The sequence below is a fragment of the Bacillus sp. OK048 genome (assembly GCF_900103525.1).
Classification (GTDB): Bacteria; Bacillota; Bacilli; order Bacillales; family Cytobacillaceae; genus Neobacillus.
Genome location: NZ_FNHN01000002.1, coordinates 330,665 through 355,092, shown reverse-complemented (window position 1 = coordinate 355,092; position 24,428 = coordinate 330,665). Strand labels below are relative to the sequence as shown.

Below are 24,428 nucleotides of genomic sequence, written 5' to 3'. Positions count from 1 at the left end.
AAAGTGTATTTCTTTTTAAAAAAAGGAGAATACACAAAGCGTGTCGAATTGTATAATAAAAGTGTGTCTCTGGCTTGTTAGGTGTCAATTTCTGGGCACTAATGTGTTTCTTATTATTTGAGGTGAGTTTTCTCCATGAAAAAGCGACAAAATGTTACGATTAAAGGTACGAAGGATGGAATTGTCCTTCATCTTGATGATAGTTGCTCCTATCAGGAGCTGCAAAAGGAGCTCGATGAAAAACTTTCAGCAAATCAAACAACCCAGGTTGAGCGTCCATTAACACCTGTGAAAGTCGATGTTGGCAATAGGTATTTAACCGATGCTCAACGTGAAGAAATAAAAGAGCTTATCCGCCAAAAAAAGAACTTAGTGGTAGATGATATTGTAACAAATGTGGTCACAAGAGCAGAAGTAGACAAGCTTAAAGCAGAAAATGAGGTCGTTACTGTTTCGCGAATTATCCGTTCAGGACAAGTACTAGAAGTCCCAGGAGATTTACTTCTAATCGGCGATGTAAACCCAGGTGGAACCGTGATGGCAGGAGGAAATATTTTTATCATGGGTGCCTTAAAGGGCATCGCTCATGCAGGGGTTTTGGGGAATGATCAAGCGGTTATTACCGCATCTAGCATGCAGCCCTCGCAGCTGAGGATTCACGATTGTATCAATCGTGCACCAGATTATGCAGGGATAAACGAAAAGCGTGAAATGGAATGTGCGTACATCGACGATAACCATCAAATCATCGTAGATAGATTGCAAGTTTTAATAAATTTAAGGCCTAATTTAAATAGATTCGAAGGGGGACATTAATGTGGGAGAGGCAATAGTAATTACATCCGGTAAGGGTGGCGTCGGAAAAACCACGACTTCTGCTAATATTGGTACAGCTTTGGCCCTTCAAGGCAAAAAAGTATGCTTAGTGGATACGGATATTGGCCTTCGAAATTTAGATGTTGTAATGGGGCTGGAAAATCGAATCATATATGACCTTGTAGATGTGGTGGAAGGTAGATGTAAAATCCATCAAGCCCTCGTCAAAGATAAAAGATTCGAAGATTTATTGTATTTGCTGCCAGCAGCGCAAACAGTTGATAAATCAGCTATTAAGCCAGAACAGATGCACAAACTTATGAATGAACTAAAGCAAGACTATGATTATATTATTATTGATTGTCCTGCCGGAATTGAACAAGGCTTCCAAAATGCTATTGCCGGTGCAGATCGAGCCATCGTGGTAACTACACCGGAAGTATCAGCCGTACGAGATGCTGATAGAATCATTGGTCTGTTAGAAAAGGTTAAGACGATTGAGGCACCGAAATTGGTGATAAACCGAATTCGTAATCATATGATGAAAAGCGGCGATATGTTAGATGTGGATGAAATCACTGCTCATTTGTCGATTGAGTTAATTGGCATCGTGGCAGATGATGAGGAAGTCATCAAAGCTTCCAATCACGGCGAACCGATTGCCTTAAATCCAAATAGCAAAGCATCCATTGCCTACCGCAATATAGCCAGACGCATCCTCGGGGAATCCATACCGCTACAGGCGCTGGAAGAAACAAACAAAAGTGTCTTTGGGAAAATTAAGAAGTTTTTTGGTGTAAGATAGATATTCGATTAGCCTGTCCTGTTTTATGTGGGGAACTGAAAAACTGCATAAAAGTGGATGAGAGCCCGAAATCGGCTAAAAGAAGAGAGCGCGGTCACTCATAGAGTGGATGAGAGCCCGGTAACTGCTAAAAGTAGAGTGCGCGGTCACTCATAGAGTGGATGAGAGCCCGAAAACTGCTAAAAGTAGAGAGAACCGTCACTCATAGAGTGAATGAGAGCCCGAAAACTGCTAAAAGTAGAGAGAACCGTCACTCATAGAGTGAATGAGAGTCCGATAAACAATAGAAAAAGGTAGAAATCTCAAATATTTGAGACTTCTACCTTTTTTTGTTATGCGAACTTTTTCAGTGCCCACATTTTTATGTGGACAGGATTTTTAATATGTATCTGACCATATTGCACCTGCCAATAATTGTTGAACATTTTGTGAAATTACTGCATTTTTTTGTAAATTTTATTAATGTATAGTGAATTTAACTGGTGAAATAGAATTGACATTATTTGTGAAATGGGGCCAAGAAAATCATTTTTGGGCTAATACTGTATTGAAAGAATAAAATTTATTTATTTATTATAATTAGTTCTTACGAAATTAAGGAAAATCGCGATTTGATAACTAAAAAAACCACTTTATTTACCTTTTTGGTTAAAAATCACTGTCGCACTCCTCGTGAGTGCGTGGATTGAATTCTAACTCACATAAGAACTTCGTTAGCTAGATACTGTAAATTTATTATTTTGAAAATGTTCGGTCTTAGTTTCCGTGAAACGTTCATACAAAAATCTTGTTGCTTCTTCTATAGTTTTTGGAACATTTTTCCCTTCTAAATACCTTCTATAATTTTTTAGGTTTAATTTATCCTCATTTTTCCTTTTATCAATCAATCCTTTAGCTTTTAACCAAATGATTTCTTTAGAGTAGTCTTCAACAACATAACCACTACCTTCAAACAAAGGTTTATTTTCGACTGAACGAATTAGTTTTATAAAAGACATTTCATGTTTTAACGAGTTAAAAGCATGTCTTAAACCTAATAGACATTGTCCTCCTATTTCTTTTTTCCTTAATTTTGTGTATGAGCCCTTAGTATTCCTATTTCTAAAGTGCCACTCATCAGCGACATTCAGCCAGAATATTACTTCACTCAAAGAAGTAGTTATAGGTAGACTGTTAGGATCAGAAGCGTTTAAGGCTTCTTTCAATCTTTTATTAGACTCTCTAAGTCCATGATGAATATAAGTCAATCTCAATTGTTTTACTGTATCCATTTACAACACCTCTCCTCCTTAACGATAATTCGCTAAAAAAGGGAGAATACCTTTTGAAATATTTGTTAAATCAATCCTACACCATTCAGAGCATCGAATAGACTTTCTTTAGTGTGACTATTCCCCTTGTGGTAACTCACCCTTTTGAGCGACTGTTTCCCAAGGCTCACAAGGTTTTCCTTCATCGTTATAACATTCATGATAATTAATTTGATACCATTCTTCGTTGTTAACAAATTGTTCAAGCATTGGTGTAACTAACTTTTCCTTTACACCACTGTAGAACTCCTGTCGCAGAACTCCCTGTGGCGATCGAATTTCGAAAACTTTCATCATGGTGAAAACCTCCTAATATTTCCAAATAGCTCCATAAACCGTTTCTGTCTTTCGATTTGATGTGTTAACGGAATACTCTCGCACGTTATTCCCTGCACCCTCATTGAGTTTCCAGTATCGTAAATGCCCTGGTTCATTTCCCTTTAATTCTTTATTCATGTTATCGATGATTTCTTGTTGGGATTTTGCAGTAGTCCATATTCGGTGTTCTTTGGTTCTACCGTTGATATGTCTTGAACGTGTGTAACCTCTTCCCATGTTGAAAAGGGTAGAGTGCCCATTATATATTACATCTACAAGTTTATTTACTAATATACCGTCCACATACGTATATACAGTTCCGCGATCAAACACATGTGCTATGTGTGTCCATTTTCCAGCAACTACTGTGTCACTTGGTAAATCCAAAAACTTATCACCAATTGCAACCCTCAAAATTCCTCGATGAGTTACCTGAGTGTAAAATCTTGGAGTTGAACCATCATTTCCATGAGAACCCGCTACACCAGAGACCGTGTTATAATAGTTCCAAAATTCCCAAGTAAAAGCCTGTCCTAAATTTTCTGAACTTGGAATAAAATCCGTTTCAATATAATCGTCCACACCGTCAAATGTTAATTCGCTAGGACCTCTTTTTACTGCATTATGATACGAATTGTCTTTTGATAATGCGATACCAATCATCAATATACACCTACAATCTCCAGTGCTGTTGTGTTTGTTGCATATACTCTTTTGACTGCAATTGGATGAATGACACCTGCAGCAAGACCTTTCAAAGTAATGATTGTACCACTTGAAAGGTCAACTCTTACATCGCCAGAAACACCCACGAAAATCCCTTTAGTCACACCCTTCGCTAGGTCTGTTGTATCACTCGGTACAACCGCAAGCGCATCTGTCATATTACTCCTCGTTAGTGTGACAGCAGATTTGTCGCACTTCACTTGAGTAGATTGAAATCTTCATTGCGCACCAGGACTGACTTTGTGATGTAGCACGCACGTGAGTTATGGATTGGAAAAGTTTTTAGAGGAGAATTTAATGGCCGAGGTTGTTGCCCTCCACTTTAGAGGGTGAATTGAAATACTTGATTTGGGAGCATAGGTTGGGATGGTTAATTCCAAATTAAAACGCTACATATATAAATGCAAAATAGTAATACATTAAATGGCAATAAATTTTGTAACAATAAAAAATCTTGAATAACGTCTCTTATAATCTCTAGTCATACTGTTGCAGACAACCACATAGACTTGTACAAAAAGCTGTCTAAAGGTTGGTGGGTATGATGAGGTCAACTCCTGAGGAAATACGGCGGAGAATAGCGAAGCGAAAAAAAGATAATGGTGGATCAACAGTAAAAGGTCCTGATCGGGGGATTACTTGGCCAGGAGATGATGAAAAATATGGTTTTAATCATTATTCTTCTTATGAACCAGGGAAGGACGACGTCGTCCATCCCTTATTTAAAAAGGAAGTTTTCATTTTCAAAGTCTTGGCATCTGCTGTTTTATTTTTGGTGATCGCCATCATGTTCCGAGAAAACACAGCAACATTTTCTCCAGCAAAGGATTTTGTAATGAAAACCATGGAGCAGGATTTTAAATTTGCTACGGTATCTAAATGGTATGAAGATCAATTTGGTAAGCCATTGGCACTTCTTCCGTTTACCGAAGATGGCAAGCAATCTGGAAAAAACGTAGTTGAAAAAGATCATGATGTTCCTGTTTTTTCAGGGAAAGTCCTCGAAAATTTCGAGAAAAATGGACAGGGAATCATGATTGAAACTACAAAAGGGGCACCGATCGAAGCGATGAATGAAGGGAATGTCGTTTTTGCGGGTGTTAAGGAAGATACTGGGAAAACCGTTATCATTCAGCACCCTGATCAAACACAGACCACGTATGGAAATCTCAATGAAATCAAGGTTAGTTTATATGAGTTTATTGCAACAGCAACCGTAGTAGGTACAGCTTCTGAGTCAACAGGAGAAGACAAATCGAAGGGCACCTATTATTTTGCCATTAAAAAGGGCGATGAATTCATTGACCCAATTCAGGTGATACGCTTTGAATAGTTTCTTACGTTTATTACAACAGGTCTATATTCATCCGTTGTTATGGATTGTCATTGCAATATCGATTGCTACAGCACATTTTTTTGAGCTATGCCTTTTGATAGGTATCATTTTCATCCATGAAATGGGGCATGCTGCTGCGGCTTCTTTTTTTTCCTGGAGAATAAAAAAGATTACCCTCCTCCCCTTTGGAGGTGTCGCCGAGATGGAGGAGCACGGAAATCGGCCGTTAAAGGAGGAGGCAATTGTTGTGATTGCAGGACCACTCCAGCACATTTGGATGGTTGTCTTAGCATACGTACTGCAATCTTTTGGGATGATTTCTGAGGATTTGTATCAATTATTTTTTCAATACAATGCCATGATCTTGATCTTCAATCTTTTTCCTGTTTGGCCATTGGATGGCGGAAAGCTTATTTTCATGCTTCTTTCTTTAAAAAAATCATTTCCGATTGCACACCGTTTAACCTTAATAATTTCCTTCTTAAGCGTGGGAATCTTTTCTGTTTTTACCCTGCTATCTGCCCCAGAGCAAATAAATGTTTGGATTATCGTATGCTTTTTACTTTTCTCGCTTTATCATGAATGGAAGCAGCGTCGCTATATCTTTATGAGATTTCTACTCGAACGCTACTATGGTAAAAAGAGCGACCTCCAAGCGCTAAAACCCATTCAGGCAAATGAACAAGACCTGTTGATTGATGTGTTAGAAAAATTCCAGAGGGGTTGTAAGCATCCAATCATTGTCGAGAGTGATGGCAAAGAAAAAGGCTTCTTAGATGAAAATGAACTTCTCCATGCGTATTTTTCCGAAAAACGGTTAACTGATAAAATCAGCGACCTTCTTTTTTCTTACTAAAGGGTTATAATATAGACAATTAGTAAATAAAGCGAGGAAGTTCGATTGGATAAATTAATTATAAATGCAGTATCAAGAGAAAAGCGATTTGCTTATGTCAGGGATAATATAGTAGAAAAAGTTATTATTGACCGACCAGAGCAGCAATCTCTGGTCGGTAATATTTATTATGGGACCGTAACCAAGGTTCTGCCGGGGATGAATGCAGCTTTTATCGATATTGGCGAGGTAAAAAACGCCTATTTACATCGTGATTTGCTGGCTAAGTATATATTATCACCAGAGCGGAGTATCGATAAAGAGAAGAAAAGTGTAACATCCTTCGTTAATCAGGGTGAAAAATTATTGGTACAGGTAGAAAAGGACGCGACAGGTGTTAAAGGGCCAAAAGTAACGGGGATTATTGAACTTACAGGAATGAACCTTATTTATATGCCGCAAGGTCGTTATGTGGCAGTCTCTAAAAAGATTGTAAATGAAAAGGAAAATCTCCGCCGTTTAGGCATGCGACTTAAAACAGAAGAAGAAGGACTTATTTTTCGAACATCAAGTACTTCTGCGACCGAAGAGGAAATAAAAAACGAACTCAACAAACTTCGCCTTTTGGCTGTAGAATTGAAGGATAAAACGGCTGTGCTTAAAAAGCCGGGAATTGTTTATCTAAAGGATAGCTTTACGGAAATGGTCTTTGATTCCATTGCTCAAATGTCTGATGGTGAAGTGATAATCGATGATCTTTCTCTTAAAAAAGTCCTCGATGATAGATATCCCAATATAAACATTACCTATTATAATGGAAAAGAAAATGTCTTCGCTGTACATAGAATTGAACATGAAATCGACAAGGCTCTTAAACGTATCGTCTGGCTCGACAAAGGTGCTTATCTGATTTTTGATGAAACCGAAGCTTTAACAGTGATTGATGTTAATACCGGCAAGTTCTCGGGTAAACATGATTATCAGGATACAGTCGTAAAAACAAATACGCTTGCTGCCATCGAAATTGCCCGCCAGCTTAAGCTTCGTGATATCGGGGGGATTGTTCTCGTCGACTTTATTGATATGAAAAGTGAAAAGGACAGGCTTTCCATCTTGGAGACGGTAAAAGCCGAATTACAAAATGATAAAACGGTAACAAAAATCATGGGCTTTACTTCATTGGGAATTCTGCAGCTGACAAGGAAGAAAACAAAGGTATCGCTGTCAGAAGCTCTTCAGATGAAATGTCCAGTTTGTGACGGGACTGGCAGGGTTTTAAGTGCAGAGACCATTGCTTTTCGGTTAGAACGTGAATTGCTTGAACATCGGAATTCAGATGCAGAAGCGGTATTAATTGAAACAACAAAAGAAGTAAAAGAGGCAATACTGCCTCATTTAGAAATGCTAGAAGAATGGATACTTATGAAAGTATACTTTTCAATCCAGCCATCCCACCATCACCACTATGTTTTAAAACAATTTGGAAATCTTGCAGAGATAGCGGGAAAAGCAGAAGACCCCTATTGACACTAATGCCTACAACATGATAAAATCTTTAATGTTATGTTTGTAGCACCCGTGCTACAACCGCACATCACAGGTATTAAGTCTTTTGCGTTAGCAGAAGCACCTGCATATGGCGAGTCTGAGTTTATAAGGAGGTGCAGTTATGTACGCAATTATCGAAACAGGTGGTAAGCAAATCAAAGTAGAAGCTGGTCAAGCTATCTACATCGAGAAGCTTAACGCAGAAGCAGGCGAAACAGTTACATTTGATAAGGTATTATTCGTTGGCGGTGAAAATGTAAAAGTAGGCAGCCCATTAGTGGCAGATGCTACTGTTACAGCTAAAGTTGAAAAACAAGGTCGCGCTAAGAAAATCATCGTTTTCAAATACAAAGCGAAGAAAAACAACCGTAAAAAGCAAGGTCATCGTCAGCCATACACTAAAGTTGTGATCGAAGCGATCAACGCGTAAGGTGTTGGGTAATAGATGATTAATATTACGATTAATCGTACTGAATCCGAATCGATTCAATCATTTGTAATAAGTGGTCATGCATTCTTCGCTAATCGGGGCAAGGATATTGTCTGTGCAGGCGCGTCCGCAGTATCCGTTGGCGCAATCAATGCTGTGCACGCCTTAACAGGTGTCACGCCAGAGATTGAGCAGGGAGACGGCTTTCTCCGCTGTGTTGTTCCGGATAATCTTCCGGAAGACATTAATGAGAAAGTACAACTTCTTATAGAAAGTATGATTATATCATTACAAACAATTGAAGAAGAGTACGACAAGCACATAAAAATAACCTTCAAAAAGTAGGAGGTGGAATACATGTTATTAAAATTAGATCTTCAACTCTTCGCTTCCAAAAAGGGAGTAGGTTCTACAAGAAACGGACGTGACTCTCAATCAAAACGCCTTGGCGCTAAGCGTGCAGATGGTCAATTCGTATCTGGTGGTTCAATCCTTTACCGTCAACGCGGTACAAAGATTTACCCAGGTGAAAACGTAGGACGTGGCGGTGACGACACTCTATTTGCGAAAATCGACGGCGTTGTAAAATTCGAACGTTTTGGTCGTGACCGTAAAAAAGTAAGTGTTTATCCAACAGCTCAAGAAGCGTAAGCTTTCAGTGAAAACTCTAACCTGAATGGTTAGGGTTTTCTTTTTTAATCTATAAGGAAAAAATATCCAATTAAAACTCAGATTTGACCTCCCGGAACATGCTTCATAATACCTCAATTGGAAAACATTCGCTAAAATTGCTTACTCAAGGGAACTTTTTTGATATACTAACAGAAAATAGTTTTTTCGACATTTAAGCTAGGAGTGCGGGTTATGGAGAAAGAATGGGATATCGTTGAAGTACTGCGGCATTCGCGGCATGATTGGCTGAACAGGCTGCAGTTAATCAAAGGAAACTTGGATTTAAATAGAATTGACCGGGCAAAAGCATATATAAATGAAATTGTTATTGAAGTACAGCATGAATCGAAGCTTACTAATTTTCAATTTCCACTATTTGCCTCCTTGCTTTTAAAATCAAATTGGGAGAAACATTTATTTCAGCTTGAATATGAGGTATTTACCGATGTAGAAGCAGTGAAAATAAATGATAAAAAACTGTCTGATTGGACAAAATCCTTGTTTGTTTGCTTAGATCAGGCAATTGAGGCCTTTCAAGAAAATCATTTATCAATAACAATTCAACCGCAATCAGATGGAGTTTGTTTCTTTTTTGATTTTAGCGGAATAATAATAAAAAAAGAACTGATTGAACAATTCCTCGTTGTATCTGAAATAGATGTCATCGTAAAGGAATTCTCAGAAAGCGAACTAGGGCTAGAAGTTTTTATGCCAGTGGTATAAGGCTAGTTTTCGTTCGTTATCAGTTATATCAGGAGGATTCACATGTTTGTCGATCAAACGAAGATTTATGTAAAAGGTGGCGACGGCGGCAATGGAATGGTCGCGTTTCGCCGTGAAAAATATGTTCCGATGGGCGGACCTGCTGGCGGAGACGGCGGTAAAGGTGCCGATGTTGTATTTGAAGTAAATGAGGGCTTACGTACGTTAATGGATTTCCGTTATCAACGCCATTGGAAAGCGCCTCGTGGTGAGCATGGCATGTCCAAAAATCAACACGGCAAAAACGCTAAAGATATGATTGTTAAAGTACCACCAGGCACCGTAGTTATGGATGCAGAAACAAAAGAAGTTATTGCTGACCTTGTTGAGCATGGACAACGTGCTGTCATTGCGAAAGGCGGACGTGGAGGACGGGGAAATTCGCGTTTTGCGACCCCTTCAAACCCTGCGCCAGAGCTTGCTGAAAATGGTGAACCAGGGCTGGAGCGCGACGTCATCCTTGAATTAAAGTTGCTTGCAGACGTTGGCTTAGTCGGCTTCCCGAGTGTAGGCAAATCCACACTATTATCAGTTGTTTCTTCAGCAAAACCTAAAATTGCCGAGTATCATTTCACAACCATTGTTCCAAACCTTGGAATGGTTGAAACAGAGGATAACAGAAGCTTCGTAATGGCAGACCTTCCAGGATTGATCGAGGGCGCTAGTGAAGGTGTAGGGCTAGGACATCAATTCTTACGACATATTGAACGGACAAGAGTGATCGTTCATGTCATTGATATGGCTGCGATGGAAGGCCGCGATCCTTATGATGATTTTCTGACCATTAATAAAGAGCTAGAAGAGTATAATCTGCGCTTAACGGAGCGTCCACAAATTATTGTTGCCAATAAAATGGACATGCCGGAAGCAGAAGAAAATTTGCAAAAATTTAAAGAACGCCTCGAAGAAGATTTTCCGATTTTTCCAATTTCAGCTTTATCAAGAAAAGGCTTGAGAGAGCTATTATTTTCGATTGCCGACAAAATCGAGCAGACTCCTGAATTTCCGCTTGATCATGAAGAAGAAGACGAAACAGGTATTAATCGCGTTCTTTACAAGCATGAGGCGGATCCAGAGGCCTTCTATATTACGAGAGAGCCAGATGGCGCATTTGTTGTGTCAGGGGAAAAGATTGAAAAGCTGTTTAAGATGACTAATTTCCAAACAGATGAATCGATTAGACGTTTTTCAAGGCAGCTTCGTGGTCTCGGTGTTGACGAGGCTTTGAGGAAAAAAGGTGCAAAAGATGGGGATACGGTTAAATTATTAGAATTTGAATTTGAATTTGTTGAGTAGTAGAAATTCTAGCTGAAGGCGCCATGATGATTTCTCAAGAATGGCGCTAAGCTTTTTGTTTAGATAAGTAAATGAATTTGACTTTGAGAATTGTTTAGCTTCAGCGCCTAGGGGCTCTCAGGTCTAAGTCAATCCGTCAAGAAGGTAAAATCAACCTTCTCGCCGGCTCGCCTTATGCCTGTTGCCCCTGGACAAGGCGCTTACGCTTTTCGTGTCAGGTGGGGATGAGAAATGAAAAATGAAAAATTTGATAAAAAATTTTACTTAATTCGAGAAGATGTCTTGCCTGAGGCTATGAAGAAAACATTAGATGTCAAAGAAATGCTGGAAAGAGGAAAGGCAGAGTCTATTTGGGATGCTGTTCAACAAGTGGATTTAAGCAGAAGTGCTTATTATAAATATAGGGATACGGTTTTTCCATTTTCCACGATTGTAAAGGAACGACTAGTAACGCTCTTTTTTCATCTTGAGGACCGTTCCGGTACATTATCAAAGCTGCTTGGTGTAGTTGCTTCTTCTGGGTGCAATGTATTGACGATCCATCAAACCATTCCACTGCAAGGAAGGGCAAATGTTACACTTTCACTGAATACAACAGAAATTTCCACCGATATAGATGAGCTACTGTCAGAATTACGAAAGCTTGAATTTGTAGAAAAAGTGGAAGTGCTTGGGACAGGCGCATAGTAATTTTTAACAACAGACAGAGATTTTTGTATGGGAGTGTGTGAAAACATGAAAGTTGGTTTTTTAGGACCAAAGGCAACATTCACTGAATTAGCTGTGAAAAAGGTTTTTCCTGGATTCGAGCTTGAACCATTTCGGACCATTCCTGAATCGATGGATGCCGTTGTTAGCGAAAAGGTAGATCTAGCGGTTGTTCCAGTTGAAAATACCCTTGAAGGTACGGTTAATATTACATTAGATTACTTAACACATGTGGTCCAATTGCCGATTGTCGGGGAAATTACGATTCCTATTAAGCAGCATTTGATGGTTCACCCGGATAATCTGGAAAATTGGCAGGATGTGCATAAGGTGTATAGTCACTCGCATGCGATTGCACAATGCCATAAATTTTTACATACTCAATTCCATGGAATACCTTATGAAAGTGTCAGCTCAACAGCTGCAGCAGCAAAGATGGTGACAGACCATCCGGAATTGCGTGTTGCCGCCATCGCGAATGAATTGGCAGCCGAGGAATATGAATTGTCGATTGTTCAGCGTGACATTCATGATTTCGACCATAACCATACCCGCTTTTTTGTTCTATCAGAACAAGTTTTGGATTTTGAAGAATTGAGCGGTTCCTCTCATTATAAAACAACTTTGATGGTCACTCTTCCTACTGACAAAGCTGGAACGCTGCACATGGTTCTTTCTGCGTTTGCTTGGCGAAAGATTAATCTTTCTAAAATTGAATCAAGACCAATGAAAACGGGGATTGGCAATTACTTCTTCATTATTGATTTGGAAATGAAACTGGATGAAGTTTTGATTCCAGGTGCAATAGCCGAGCTGGAAGCACTTGGCTGCGGTGTAAAGTTATTGGGAAGCTATCCATCTAAAATGGTTGAGTAAAAGTATCGGGCAGAGGCTCGGTACTTTTTTGCATTTAGTAAGTGTCATATACAAAGGTAGCCAATACCAGGATTGGCTACCTAATGTTTAGTATTCAATTAAAAAACCAGCCTCTTTTAATGCCGCTTCGGCTTTGTCGAGGGTTTGTACACTAGATGCCGCGATTGTATGAAGATGGATGCCGCCGGTTAATTCTGATAATAACGAGGCCTGCGTCGTTTGAATATTATCCATAAATTGCTTGACCTCTTGGCGATTTGATACCATGATCGAGGCAGTTAAATCACCGTAAACCGCATGTTCGATTTTAACATCCTTTACCAAAACCCCATGATCCACGAGTAAATTTAGCTCTTTTAATGTATCTTCCGGTAAGTGTCTGCAGGCGATGGTTCGTTCAAAAGAATGAGTACCAGTGTTTTGCTTAAAATACAAATAGCCCTGACTTGTTGCGATGATGGGTTCGTCTTTTGCTTTAAGGAGTGTAATATCTCCAACAATCACTTGCCTGCTTACATTCGTTCGTGCTGCTAACTCGCTGCCAGTAAGCGGTATAGGGCTGTCTTTTAGCAACTCAAGAATGTGAGCTCTCCGTTCATCTCCTAAGATCTTTTTTTGTTCAGCCATAATTTTCACCTCAACTTTCTATTTTAACATAGTTTCTAGTTCTTAAATCTTTTTACGATATCTACAATCGTTTCGCCGAGTTTTACAACATCTTCCATCTTAGTGGACTTACCAAAAGAAATGCGGATAAATTCTTTCGCCACTTGTAGGCTCAAGCCTAAAGCTTCTGTTACTTTTGCTGGAGTTTGCATGCCAATTTGACAAGCACTTCCGGTTGAAATCGCAAACCCATACCGGTTGCATTCCAACATCATCCATTGCCCCTCAATCCCTGAAATCCCTAAGCCGATGATCGAAGGTAACTGTGAGGATTGATCAGCTTGATGGATATGGACTAATTCCTTAATAGGTTCAAGTGTCTCCATTAAGGCAGCACGCAGCGCAATGAATTTATCCTTACTATCAAATAGTTGCGTATGGATCTTTTGAGCAGCTGCCGTCATCGCCGCAATAGCAGGAACATTTACAGTTCCTGGTCTGAATCCTCTTTCATGCGAACCCCCTGGGAAAAATGGACGCCAAGAAATCGCTGGATCAATATAGGCACCACCAACTCCTTTTGGACCGTAAATTTTATGACCCGAAAAAGAAAAGCTGCTTACAAGCGGAGCCACTTTTTTTAAATCTATTTTTCCAAATGATTGTACAAAATCACTGTGGAAATGGATGTCATTCTCTTGGCAAATCCGAGCTATCCTCTCAACGGGCTGAATCGTGCCAATTTCAGAATTAACATGCTGTACCGTTACTAAAATGGTTTCGGGAGTGAGCGAATGCTCTAATTCTTCGATGTCAATGAGACCAGAAGAATTGAGAGGCAAAAAGGTAATAGTGTATCCTTCTAATCGGCTGAGGACCCCATGGATGGAGGAGTGCTCAGCCATTCCCGCAATAATGTGCTTGCCAGGCTTTTTAAGGGCTGATAGAAGTGCTTCAATGGCTAAAAAGTTTCCTTCAGAACCTCCGCTTGTAAAGTACAATCCTTTTTTATTCACACCTAAAAGGTTAGCCAGTTCTTCACGACAATTCTCTAGTAAATCTTGTGACTGCCCGCCGATATCATGGAGAGAGTTTGAGTTCCCATAAAATTCTGTTGAGGCTTGAACGAAAACCTCTGCTACATCTGAATCTAATGGTGTGGTTGCCGCAAAATCAAAATAAATCATTCGTATTCTCCACTATTCATATTTTTTGAACATTATAAATTCTATAATAAAAAAATCTTGTATTTAGTTTAAATCTATGCAAATATAGATGTCAAGACACCTGTTTATCCAGGAGCTCAAAACAGTCAGTGGATCTAAATCATACAAAAATGAATCCCAATCATTTTGTATGAGACTGGTTCGTGCTTTCAAGCCACAGTGAGTGTAGTTTCCTGAAAAGGAGATAGCACGTTGAACTACGTTAGTGGATAAGGTAAAGAAACACCTGCGGATGTGTCCACCAGTCTGCTGCCCTGTTAGCTATGAGGAAGACTGTTTCCTAGGGTTTGGAAACCAAACACCAAAATAGCATGTCCTGTCCATTGACTTTGGCAAGGAGGAAAATACCCGTAATGGAGGTTGGTCAGAAATGACCTATTGTTTTGTGTTAGATGAGCAAGGCAACAAGTTATCTCCAACAAGAGAAAATCGTGCATGGTATTTAATTCGGAAACAGAAAGCCACTTTGAAAAGTAAATTTCCAATGATTATACAACTGAAAAGGAAAATTCCTGAAAGTAAAATTGATTCTTCCTCAATTCGGCTAGGGATTGATGATGGTTCAAAGTTAGTTGGAATTGCTATAGTACAAGAATGTGAAACTAAAAATAAACCTGTATTCAAAGGAACTATTGAATTACGAACGGATGTAAAAGAAAAAATTGCCATAAGACGAGGGTACCGTCAATACAGAAGGCAACATAAAAAATACAGACCCGCTCGATTTGATAATCGCTCTTCTTCCAAACGTGAGGGACGAATTCCGCCGAGTATTAAACAAAAGAAGGATTCTATTTTAAGAGTGGTCAACCAACTCCACAAGTGGATACGAATCGACCGTATTTTCTTAGAAGATGTCTTTATTGATATTCGAGCATTGGAGAAAGGCTATAAGCCATACAAATGGGAATATCAACAAAGTAATCGCTTAGATGAAAACATACGAAAAGCAGTAGTGCTTCGTGACCATAATACTTGCCAGGATTGTGGAATGACAAATACCCGCATAGAAGTACACCACATTACCCCAAGGCGACTAAACGGCAGTGATTCCATTCATAACTTAATCACTCTATGTACCACATGCCATGGAAAGGTAACTGGTGATGAATTAAACGATCGTGAGAGATTCTATCAAAAAGTAAATGGCAGAAAGATCTCCTATAGTGATGCCATGTATGTAATGCAGGGGAAAACCTATCTTCAAAATAAATTAAAGAAAATATCCCCATTATCCCTAACAACTGGGGGGGATACTGCAAACAAACGCATTGATTGGGGAATTAAGAAGACACATGCCAATGATGCCATTGTTATTTGTCATTCAACTGTTTGGCCTAAACAATGTGAAATGAAAAATTGGGTAATAAAACCAATGAGGAAGCACTCTAATAAGAAAATAGAGTCGTTAAATGGTTTTCATCACAGGGATTTTGTTAAATATACGAAACGTAATGGAGAAAGTTATTTGGCATATATCACCGCTTTATATCCAGAAAAAAATCAATGTAACATGACCACGATAGAGGGGGGAATTTTGAAAAGATATGGCCTTTCAAGATTAACTTTATTATGGCGATTTAACAAAATATATTGGTTATGAAACTCAAAAGAAGGATGTGAAACCTGGTAATAAAAAGAAAAATGTTACTCTATGTTACATTTTTTGTTTCCAGGAGTCAAAATGACAAAAAAGGATGATGTATTAATTTTAGGAAGTGGGATTGCTGCACTGCAGTTAGCCTCGTTGTTAAATAAGCATTTAAATGTGAGGATTATCACAAAGGAAAAACTAAGAACAGCCAATTCTTATCTTGCCCAAGGCGGTATCGCAGCGGCTATCGGTGAGCATGATCATCCTGTTAAACATATTGCCGATACGCTTGAAGCAGGTAGCTATCATAATAATCGAGAAACAGTAGAGAAAATCATTAAGGCTGCACCAGATCTCATTAAATTCATTTCTGAACAAGGAGCTGTTTTTGATAAAAATCAAGATGGTGAATTGCTTTTAGGGATGGAAGGAGCGCATAGCGAAAAGCGAATTGTTCATGGTGGCGGAGATGCCACCGGTAAAAATGTGGTCGAGTTTCTTTTGAGCACACTGAAGGATAACGTCACCATCGAGGAAAACATTTTCGCTTATCAATTATTACTCAATTCAGAGAAAAGATGTATTGGTGTAAAAGCCAAAGCAGCAGATGGAACGATAAAGAAATACTATAGCCGAAACACCATTATTGCTACAGGCGGATGTGGACAATTGTTTACCTATACTTCTAATGCCCTAACCGTTAGTGGTGATGGGATTGCAATGGCCTATTTGGCAGGTGCTGAAGTTGCCGATATGGAGTTTATTCAATTTCACCCGACACTTTTATACGTAAATGGTAAAACAAAAGGGTTAATTTCTGAAGCCGTTCGCGGTGAGGGTGCCATTCTCGTTACCGAGGATGGAATTCCAATCATGGAAGGTGTTCATCCACTTAAGGATCTGGGACCAAGGCATGTTGTATCACAAAAAATCTATGAATATCTTAAAAATGGCCATAAAGTATTTTTAGATATTAGTAATATAGAAAATTTTACGAAAAGATTTCCGTCTATCACAACCATATGTGAAGAAAATGGCATTCAATTGTCAGAGGGAAGGATTCCAGTAGCTCCTGGCAGTCATTTTTTAATGGGGGGAATAAAAACGGACCTTTTCGGACGAACTTCGATAAATGGTTTATTTGCGATTGGCGAAGCAGCCTGCACCGGTCTGCACGGTGCAAATCGGCTGGCAAGTAATTCATTATTAGAAGGTTTATACATGGGAAAGAAACTATCGACGTATCTAAATCAATCGACAACAGATGTAGTGTTTGAAACGGAGCCAACCAGTGGATATCCTTTTGTGGATAAAGTGGTCTTACCACCTGTTCAACAAATTAAGGATTCCATGATGGAACGGGTCGGGATTGTCCGAAACGAAGTCAATCTCAAAAAGCAAAAGGCGTGGTTGGACACTTTTAAAAGCTGCCAGCTAAACGACCTTGGCACTTATTCTGCAGAAGAAATAACCACAATTTTTATGCTGATCATCTCCCGGCTTATAACTGAAGCTGCTTTGGAACGAACGGAGAGCCGAGGTGGCCATTATCGAAGTGATTACCCAATGGAAGATAATCAACAGTGGCTGAGAAAAACGATTACTCATAAAAATAGCTGGGGAATGGAGACGAACCATGAACATATTGAAACTGCGCTCGCTACTTGAGCAATTTTTTATTGAAGATATTGGAGAACAGGATATTACAACCGATTTAATTTTTGCTGATGATACAAAAGGGAAAATTATTTTTCTCTCAAAGGATAACGGGATTTTTTGTGGAGAGGAAATTATTCATACTGGTTTTAAGCTTTTAAATCAGGATATTGAAACAAAGGTGTTTGTTAAGGATGGTCAGGCCATTGAAGTTGGCCAGAAGCTCGCTACCGCTTCTGGAAAGATATCCGATCTATTAAAGGGCGAAAGAGTGGTTTTAAACCTAATCCAAAGAATGAGTGGGATTGCCACTCTGACTCAAAAAGCGGTTGCCACCCTCGATAGTGGCCATACCAGAATCTGTGATACCCGGAAAACGACACCAGGATTAAGGATGCTTGAAAAGTTTGCCGTACGCACCGGAGGAGGCTTTAATCACCGTTTCGGTTTGTATGATGGCATCATGATTAAAGATAATCACATTTCATTTGCGGGTTCAATTTCACATGCTGTTGAAAGTGTTCGAAAAAAAGCCGGTCATATGGTGAAGGTAGAAGTAGAAGTTGAAACGGAAGCTCAGGTAAAAGAAGCTGTCAATGCTGGTGCAGATGTCATTATGTTTGATAATCGTACTCCGGAGGAGATTAAAGAACTGATTAAATTGGTACCATCAGGTTTCATAACGGAAGCTTCAGGCGGCATTCAATTGTCCAATTTAGCAAGTTACCGGGATACAGGTGTTGATTATATTTCACTTGGATTTTTAACACATTCTTATAAAGCGCTCGATATCAGCGTCAAAGTTCTCTATGGCAAAGGGGAGAAATAATAATGAGTATTTTAATGGCTATGAAAAAAAATAAAATGATTCCTGAAAAATATAAGCAAATGTCGAAGGAAGAATTAGAGGCTAGAGTGGTTGAAGTCAAAAATAGATTAGGTTCACGCCTGTTTATTCCTGGACACCATTATCAAAAAGATGAAGTGATTCAATTTGCAGATGCGACAGGGGATTCTTTAAAACTGGCCCAATTATCAGCTGATAATACGGAAGCAGAATTTATTGTTTTCTGCGGCGTTCATTTTATGGCAGAAACAGCTGATATCCTTACAAAGGACAATCAAAAAGTTATTCTCCCAGATATGCGGGCAGGCTGTTCAATGGCAGACATGGCTGACCTAGATCAGACTGAAAAGGCATGGGAAATCCTCCAGGGAATTTTCGGTGACACCATACTTCCATTAACCTATGTGAATTCAACTGCGGCGATAAAATCTTTTGTCGGTGCACATGGCGGTGCATGCGTAACCTCGTCTAATGCCGAGACAATGGTCAAGTGGGCATTTACCCAAAAAGAACGGATTTTATTTTTACCAGATCAGCATCTAGGCCGTAATACGGCTGCGGATTTAGGTGTTGGTTTAGACGAAATGGCAGTTTGGAATCCAATCTCAAATAAACTTGAATACGATGGTGAACCTTCAAAAATTAAAGTTATTCTTTGGAAAGGGCATTGCTCTGTGCATGAGAATTTTACGATTCAGAATGTCCAGGATACCCGCAGTCAATTTCCTAACATGACGATTATTGTTCATCCAGAGTGCCGCCGAGAAGTGGTAGAATTATCCGATCTGGCTGGTTCTACAAGTTACATTATTAATGCGATTGAAAAAGCCGAACCTGGGTCCGAGTGGGCCATCGGGACTGAAATGAATCTCGTCAATCGTCTAATTAAGAATCACCCTGATAAAAAGATTATTTCTTTAAATCCAGCGATGTGTCCTTGTTTGACGATGAATCGAATTGACCTTCCGCATTTAGTGTGGAGCTTGGATACGTTAGAGGATACCAATAATACCATTAAGGTTGCTCCGGATATTGCGGAAAATGCAAAATTAGCGTTGGAGCGGATGTTAATTAATGCTTAATAAAAGGTAGATGCAGTTTTTATAAATTGCATCTATTTTTATTTTCCTAAGGTTGATTCATATTTTACAAAAAAAAAGCATAAGTTTTTCTGAAGAATGTTAGCACTTTGCCTATCATCACATAGACTATATGGACTTATGCATAGGAGGGAAATCAGAGTGAAGATCCATATCGTACAGAAAGGGGATACTCTTTGGAAAATCGCCAAGAAGTACGGCGTGAATTTTGAAGAGCTGAAAAAGATGAATTCACAGCTCAGCAACCCTGATATGATTATGCCCGGTATGAAAATAAAAGTCCCAACGTCAGGTGGAACAATAAAAAAAGAAGCGCCTATGGGAACAAAGCCGGGGGCCACAATCAATTTAGGCGCCAAGAAAGAAATGCCAATTGCTGGGCATCCGTTTACCAAAGAGAAACCAAAAGAAATGCCAATTAAAACAGCTCCAAAGAAAGAGGTTCCTATAAAGGAAGCACCAATTAAAGCAGCTCCAATAAAAGAGGCTCCTAAAAAAGAAGCTCCCATGAAAGTAGTACCAGTACCAATACCAGTACCAGTACCAGCTAAAGTAAAGCCAGTAAAAGAAATTCCTATTAAAGAGGCACCGATTAAAGCAGCGCCGATTAAAGAGGCACCGATTAAAGAAGTGCCAATTAAAGCAGCGCCGATTAAAGAAGCACCAATTAAAGAAGTTCCGAAAACACCATATACTCCAAAAATGCCCCTGAAAATTATCCCAGAAATTGATATTAACAACTATTACATGAACAATATGACCAATATGGTTAAACAGCCAGAGCTGCCGCCTAAACCAACAAACATACTACCAGAGGTAAAAGTACCACAGAAAGAAAACCCAGTAATGCCTGTGGAATCACCAATGATGGAGCAGCCGCAAATGCCTCAAGATTATTGTGTACCGGTAACACCAGTAATGCCTGGAACAGGATTTTGTCCGCCACCACCACAATGGTGTCCGCCGCCTCCTTGTCCACCAATGTCATTCATGCCATATCCTCAAGGTCAAGGAGCGGCAATGCCACCGATGCAGCCTTATCAGCCTTATCAGCCTTATCAGCCTGGACCAATGCCAGGGGTTGCGGGAGCACAATTTATGCATCATGGATTTAATGATGAATCTTCATCCTTTATGCCGCCCTTACCGTTGACAAACCCAATGCATGGATCATATATGGCACCGCAAGGCTATGGTCAAATGCCAGGAATGGATCAAATGCCGATGGGTGGTCAAATGCCAGGAATGGGCCACATGCCGATGGATGGTCAAATGCCGGGAATGGGACACATGCCAATGGATGGTCAAATGCCGGGAATGAGCCACATGCCAATGACCGGTCAGATGCCTTATTTTGATGAAAGTCCGCAAGATATGCCAGCAGGTTCACCTGCAGCGGCAAGTCAAGACTTCAATCAACTAGGAATGGGAGAGCAAATGATGGGTCAGGGCTTTGGCCAGCCAGGAATGGGAGGCCCAATGATGGGTCAAGGCTTCGGCCAGCCAGGAATGGGAGGCCCAATGATGGGTCAGGGCTTTGGTCAGCCAGGAATGGGAGGCCCAATGATGGGTCAAGGCTTCGGTCAGCCAGGAATGGGAGGCCCAATGATGGGTCAAGGCTTCGGCCAGCCAGCAGGAATGGGAGGCCCAATGATGGGTCAAGGATTTGGTCAGCCAGGAATGGGAGGCCCAATGATGGGTCAAGGCTTCAATCAACCAGGAATGGGAGGCCCAATGATGGGTCAAGGCTTCGGCCAGCCAGGAATGGGAGGCCCAATGATGGGTCAAGGATTTGGTCAGCCAGGAATGGGAGACCAAATGATGGATCAGGGCTTTGGCCAGCCGGGAATGGGCGGACCATACGGTCAAATGCCATTTGGTTACCCACAAATGGGGCCAGCTTCTCAAGCCATGGGAACGCAGGATTTTGAATCATCAGATATGGGAATGCCATATGGAGGCGGTCATATGCCTGCCATGCACCAGCCTTTCCCTGCTCAAGGAGGCTTACCAGTTGGAGCGGGTGGCGACTGTGGATGTGGTGGACCTAAACCGCAAGCAATGCCGGAGCAACCCTTTGTACCGCCAACGCCTCCAATTTACAGTGCACCATATACAGGACCAGCAAATGTAGCGCAGCCTCCGTATATGAACCCTTATGGAATGGGTCCTATGGATGGATTGATGCGTTACGATGATGACAATGAGTATGACTTTTAATCAAAAAGGAGACGATGATTATTTCATTCGTCTCCTCTCTTATTTACGTTCGCAATTTAAAGAAAATATTGTTGACATGGTCCCATATCGAAAAAGTGTAATTTTGATTAAGACCGATAAAAATACCTATATGCTAAAAGGATTTCATAAGAATAAACGACTTCAACTCCAGGAAGCATTCACAGCTACGCTTAGAAAAGAGGGATTTTTTAAATCTTATCTTTTTGTCCATCCGCAAATAAAAGACCCTCTCTTTTTTGAGGGAACGTACTTTGGATGTATGGATTATATACCTCCTAATAAAATCCCATTTTCATTTGAATCTCAAAAAAACAGGCTGGAGGGACTTGAACTCTTAGAACAATACCATTTTGTAACCTCCTCCTTTGAGTCACGTTACCGAACCATTATTCCAAGAGGGAGTATTATTAAAAAATGGAAAGAAAGAGGTAAAATTTTTACAGCAAATATTTCTTTTTTAAAATACTTTGTAAATGAAAAATTCATCACCGAACTAATGGATTGGGCCAATTGGTCATTAAATGGGATGGAAAAAGATCGATCCTTTTTTATCAATGAACCCATTTGTGTCCTTCATGGTGATGTGGCACATCACAATTTCTTGCGGAATTCAAACGGAATATTACATCTAATTGATTTTGATTTAATTAGTATTGGTCCTCCTTCCTTAGATTATTTACAATATGCGAATCGAATTCTACCCAATATGGACTGGTCATTTGATCGGCTCGCTCATTTTTCAACATATGAAAAATTGTTGGGAGAAAAGGCATTTCTGTATGCATTAGCATTTCCTGCAGATATTTTCCGTGAATGGAACCGGCTTATTCGAGAAGGGTCGTATAGAGACCAAAACAAATATAATCAGGTTATGGACTTAACGGTTGGTCAGTTTTACCCTAGAAAAAAATTTGTTGATACATTAAAAATGAAGATAAATTAACTTTCATGGTCTATTCTGGCAGAATGAAATCCCCTAAAAGTTCACAACCTAATCGTGAGCATCAATGTATGCTCATGCTGTATAGAGGGGGTTTTTCGCTTGAATTTGAAACAGTGGATGATACCTCTGTCCGCTTTATTAGTTGTGGGGCTGTCAGGATGTGCAAAAGATGACCGTACAGCAATGGACAAAGATCACAAAGGTTTGGGTCAGCCGGTTGGCTACTATTCCAATGAAAATCATAAAAATGGTTCCAATGGGATGCCTGGAGACAATGACGGTCCGATCACAGAAATGATGGACCATAATCTTGGGGTAGAAAACCAAATGAATAATGAAGAGCGAAGGAAACGGTTGAGTGAAAGAGATAAGAATGGATATCCACCAAACCCGACAAAACCGCTCGCAAACCATGACAAAAATTTCTTTCAACGGGATAATCAGTTTAGTACCAGTGATGCGAATTATCATGGTCATTTAAATCAAAGACTAGGTAATACAGGTACAACAACGAATCCAGAGTATCAAGATAGGGTAACAGAACAAATTAAAAGTAGGGTAGCAGACGTTGACAATGTACAACAAGTCCGCTCTGTTCTTTATGGTAATTCCATTATGGTTTCTGTAAAATTAGCCGATAATAATCGAGCTGCGGAAACCAAAAGAGCCATTCAAAATGCAGTTAGTCCATTAGCAAATGGGAAATCTGTTCAAGTAATCTCCGATGATGGAGCACTTGGTCGGGAAGGTAACAGAAATAATGATTCCCAGCGAATGGAGCCGAATAGCCGTAAACAACATTAATCGTTAAAAAAAGTAATAGTGGCAAAGCCGCAATGGCTTTGTCTCTATTACTTTTTTTCAGGAAGGATAAAAAGGGAAAAAAAGGCTAAACTAGTAGTGAAAATGAATTAGATCTCTAAAAATAAGAGGTGATTATGCATGAGGTTCAATTGGGTAACACATTATCGGCTTGGTTTAGCCTTTGTTGCGGTTGTTCTCTTCATGTCTATCGGAAAGGTGCCGGGAATGATATTATCTGGCGCCGCCGAACAAATGGAAACCCATCAAGATCAACAGATGTCGGAACCTCAAGCATTGACGATTATTTTGGAAAGGATCTATCTCGATGGGGAAATAAGTGAGGAAGTTGTTCTTGATTCTTACTGGTCTATTGAAAACTTTTGGGCCAAATATGATCAATGGCAGTTAATTGAAATTGATGAATCAACAATGGTTTTTCGAAAACAAGTGGATGACATTTCGCCATTACTTAAGGCGAATGGCTATTTTGGAATTACTGAGGATGGGGTATTAACCATATTTAATGGTCGTCCTGACCGTTCACGGATTATCCAATCTTTTTTTCAAATAGATGTTAAAAAACTTGAAAGCAAAAAACAAGAAGAGCTTATTCAGGGGATTCCAATAAAAACAAAAGATCGTTATGAAGAGGTTCTTGAAACCTTTAAGCCATATTCGCTTGGGGAATAACCATAGTATTGAGATTTAGGGCTTCATGAACACTTCATGAGGTCCATTTTTGTTTGAACGAAAGGACTTCGGGCTTCATGAACATTTCATGAGGTCCATTTTTGTATGAACGAAAGGATTTTGGGCTTCAAGAACACTTCATGAGGTCCATTTTTGTTTGAACGATAGAATATTGGGCTTCATGAATTGCAAACCAACTTATTTTTCTCATCCTAAAGTTGTAGATAAAGTTCAAGCTTTTTTCGGAGGGAGGAATTTCCAATATCCTTTAAGCTAAAGACAT

The 24,428-nt window shown here is 39.8% G+C and carries 25 protein-coding genes, 2 pseudogenes and 1 other annotated feature; of the genes and pseudogenes, 20 read left to right on the top strand and 7 right to left on the bottom strand.

Going from position 1 to position 24,428, the window contains the following annotated elements:
• Positions 1–135 precede the first annotated feature (135 nt).
• Together minC and minD are read left to right on the top strand one after the other, a co-directional pair.
• On the top strand, positions 136–816 hold the full coding sequence (minC, locus tag BLR86_RS05195) for a septum site-determining protein MinC (RefSeq protein WP_090758980.1): 681 nt from the start codon (positions 136–138) through the stop codon (positions 814–816).
• Between the two features lies 1 nt (position 817).
• Positions 818–1,621 (top strand): septum site-determining protein MinD, encoded by an 804-nt coding sequence (gene minD, locus BLR86_RS05190; RefSeq protein ID WP_090758978.1) that lies wholly within the window; start codon positions 818–820, stop codon positions 1,619–1,621.
• A gap of 713 nt (positions 1,622–2,334) precedes the next feature.
• Here minD and BLR86_RS05185 read toward each other — a convergent pair.
• The 4 genes from BLR86_RS05185 to BLR86_RS05170 all read right to left on the bottom strand — a co-directional run bounded on the left by BLR86_RS05185 (position 2,335) and on the right by BLR86_RS05170 (position 4,133).
• Positions 2,335–2,892 carry a hypothetical protein gene (locus BLR86_RS05185; RefSeq protein ID WP_090758976.1) on the bottom strand — a complete coding sequence of 186 codons (558 nt, stop codon included), beginning with the start codon at positions 2,890–2,892 and terminating at the stop codon, positions 2,335–2,337.
• A 117-nt stretch (positions 2,893–3,009) separates the two neighbouring features.
• A complete protein-coding gene (locus BLR86_RS05180) occupies positions 3,010–3,228 on the bottom strand; it encodes a hypothetical protein (protein WP_090758974.1) in 219 nt (72 codons plus the stop codon).
• Between the two features lie 12 nt (positions 3,229–3,240).
• Positions 3,241–3,912, bottom strand: coding sequence for a LamG domain-containing protein (locus tag BLR86_RS05175; protein WP_090758972.1), 672 nt, complete (start codon positions 3,910–3,912; stop codon positions 3,241–3,243).
• Positions 3,912–4,133, bottom strand: coding sequence for a spike base protein, RCAP_Rcc01079 family (locus tag BLR86_RS05170; RefSeq protein ID WP_090758970.1), 222 nt, complete (start codon positions 4,131–4,133; stop codon positions 3,912–3,914). The genes BLR86_RS05175 and BLR86_RS05170 overlap by 1 nt, the downstream gene beginning before the upstream one ends.
• A gap of 383 nt (positions 4,134–4,516) precedes the next feature.
• Here BLR86_RS05170 and BLR86_RS05165 point away from each other — a divergent pair, with 383 nt between their 5' ends.
• From BLR86_RS05165 to pheA, 10 genes are all read left to right on the top strand, one after another.
• On the top strand, positions 4,517–5,308 hold the full coding sequence (locus BLR86_RS05165) for a peptidoglycan DD-metalloendopeptidase family protein (protein WP_368086751.1): 792 nt from the start codon (positions 4,517–4,519) through the stop codon (positions 5,306–5,308).
• Positions 5,301–6,167: a M50 family metallopeptidase gene (locus BLR86_RS05160; protein ID WP_090758966.1), complete on the top strand. Its 867-nt coding sequence runs from the start codon at positions 5,301–5,303 to the stop codon at positions 6,165–6,167. The genes BLR86_RS05165 and BLR86_RS05160 overlap by 8 nt, the downstream gene beginning before the upstream one ends.
• 45 nt (positions 6,168–6,212) lie before the next feature.
• On the top strand, positions 6,213–7,673 hold the full coding sequence (locus tag BLR86_RS05155) for an Rne/Rng family ribonuclease (RefSeq protein WP_090758964.1): 1,461 nt from the start codon (positions 6,213–6,215) through the stop codon (positions 7,671–7,673).
• Between the two features lie 48 nt (positions 7,674–7,721).
• Positions 7,722–7,803: a sequence feature (ribosomal protein L21 leader region), on the top strand.
• A gap of 12 nt (positions 7,804–7,815) precedes the next feature.
• Entirely contained in the window at positions 7,816–8,124 is a 309-nt protein-coding gene (rplU, locus tag BLR86_RS05150) for a 50S ribosomal protein L21 (RefSeq protein ID WP_090758961.1), read from the top strand.
• A 15-nt stretch (positions 8,125–8,139) separates the two neighbouring features.
• Positions 8,140–8,469 (top strand): ribosomal-processing cysteine protease Prp, encoded by a 330-nt coding sequence (locus BLR86_RS05145; protein ID WP_090758959.1) that lies wholly within the window; start codon positions 8,140–8,142, stop codon positions 8,467–8,469.
• 12 nt (positions 8,470–8,481) lie between these two features.
• Positions 8,482–8,775: a 50S ribosomal protein L27 gene (gene rpmA, locus BLR86_RS05140; protein WP_090758958.1), complete on the top strand. Its 294-nt coding sequence runs from the start codon at positions 8,482–8,484 to the stop codon at positions 8,773–8,775.
• A gap of 213 nt (positions 8,776–8,988) precedes the next feature.
• Complete coding sequence (locus tag BLR86_RS05135) at positions 8,989–9,519, top strand: Spo0B C-terminal domain-containing protein (protein WP_090758955.1); 531 nt, start codon at positions 8,989–8,991, stop codon at positions 9,517–9,519.
• A gap of 42 nt (positions 9,520–9,561) precedes the next feature.
• Positions 9,562–10,854, top strand: a complete 1,293-nt coding sequence (obgE, locus tag BLR86_RS05130) for a GTPase ObgE (RefSeq protein WP_090758952.1) — start codon at positions 9,562–9,564, stop codon at positions 10,852–10,854.
• 231 nt (positions 10,855–11,085) lie between these two features.
• Positions 11,086–11,541, top strand: a complete 456-nt coding sequence (locus BLR86_RS05125) for an ACT domain-containing protein (RefSeq protein WP_090758950.1) — start codon at positions 11,086–11,088, stop codon at positions 11,539–11,541.
• Positions 11,542–11,589: 48 nt separating this feature from the next.
• The gene (gene pheA / locus BLR86_RS05120) at positions 11,590–12,438 is read left to right on the top strand and encodes a prephenate dehydratase (RefSeq protein ID WP_090758948.1); all 849 of its coding nucleotides are present in this window, start codon (positions 11,590–11,592) and stop codon (positions 12,436–12,438) included.
• 87 nt (positions 12,439–12,525) lie between these two features.
• Here the strand turns inward: pheA and BLR86_RS05115 are convergent, their stop codons facing one another.
• Positions 12,526–13,065, bottom strand: a complete 540-nt coding sequence (locus tag BLR86_RS05115; RefSeq protein WP_090758946.1) for a transcription repressor NadR — start codon at positions 13,063–13,065, stop codon at positions 12,526–12,528.
• Positions 13,066–13,100: 35 nt separating this feature from the next.
• Positions 13,101–14,231, bottom strand: coding sequence for an IscS subfamily cysteine desulfurase (locus BLR86_RS05110; RefSeq protein ID WP_090758944.1), 1,131 nt, complete (start codon positions 14,229–14,231; stop codon positions 13,101–13,103).
• 409 nt (positions 14,232–14,640) lie between these two features.
• Between BLR86_RS05110 and iscB the strand changes: the two genes are divergently transcribed.
• The 5 genes and pseudogenes from iscB to safA all read left to right on the top strand — a co-directional run.
• Positions 14,641–15,873 (top strand): RNA-guided endonuclease IscB, encoded by a 1,233-nt coding sequence (gene iscB / locus BLR86_RS05105; protein ID WP_090758942.1) that lies wholly within the window; start codon positions 14,641–14,643, stop codon positions 15,871–15,873.
• Between the two features lie 81 nt (positions 15,874–15,954).
• Positions 15,955–17,532, top strand: a complete 1,578-nt coding sequence (nadB, locus tag BLR86_RS05100) for an L-aspartate oxidase (protein ID WP_090758940.1) — start codon at positions 15,955–15,957, stop codon at positions 17,530–17,532.
• Complete coding sequence (nadC, locus tag BLR86_RS05095; protein ID WP_090758938.1) at positions 17,501–18,349, top strand: carboxylating nicotinate-nucleotide diphosphorylase; 849 nt, start codon at positions 17,501–17,503, stop codon at positions 18,347–18,349. Before nadB ends, nadC begins: the two co-directional genes overlap by 32 nt.
• Positions 18,350–18,351: 2 nt before the next feature.
• Positions 18,352–19,449: a quinolinate synthase NadA gene (gene nadA / locus BLR86_RS05090; RefSeq protein WP_090758936.1), complete on the top strand. Its 1,098-nt coding sequence runs from the start codon at positions 18,352–18,354 to the stop codon at positions 19,447–19,449.
• Between the two features lie 159 nt (positions 19,450–19,608).
• A pseudogene (gene safA / locus BLR86_RS05085) lies at positions 19,609–19,779 on the top strand (SafA/ExsA family spore coat assembly protein); the annotation flags it as partial.
• Between the two features lie 155 nt (positions 19,780–19,934).
• Here the strand turns inward: safA and BLR86_RS26940 are convergent.
• Positions 19,935–20,207 (bottom strand): annotated as a pseudogene (locus BLR86_RS26940) (pentapeptide repeat-containing protein); the annotation flags it as partial.
• Between the two features lie 1,454 nt (positions 20,208–21,661).
• Between BLR86_RS26940 and BLR86_RS05070 the strand changes: the two are divergent.
• The 3 genes from BLR86_RS05070 (at position 21,662) to BLR86_RS05060 (ending at position 24,145) form a co-directional block, all read left to right on the top strand.
• Positions 21,662–22,651: a phosphotransferase gene (locus tag BLR86_RS05070; protein WP_254782235.1), complete on the top strand. Its 990-nt coding sequence runs from the start codon at positions 21,662–21,664 to the stop codon at positions 22,649–22,651.
• Between the two features lie 99 nt (positions 22,652–22,750).
• Positions 22,751–23,455 (top strand): YhcN/YlaJ family sporulation lipoprotein, encoded by a 705-nt coding sequence (locus tag BLR86_RS05065; RefSeq protein ID WP_139185569.1) that lies wholly within the window; start codon positions 22,751–22,753, stop codon positions 23,453–23,455.
• A 138-nt stretch (positions 23,456–23,593) separates the two neighbouring features.
• On the top strand, positions 23,594–24,145 hold the full coding sequence (locus BLR86_RS05060; protein WP_090758934.1) for an intercompartmental signaling factor BofC: 552 nt from the start codon (positions 23,594–23,596) through the stop codon (positions 24,143–24,145).
• The last annotated feature ends 283 nt before the right edge of the window (positions 24,146–24,428 follow it).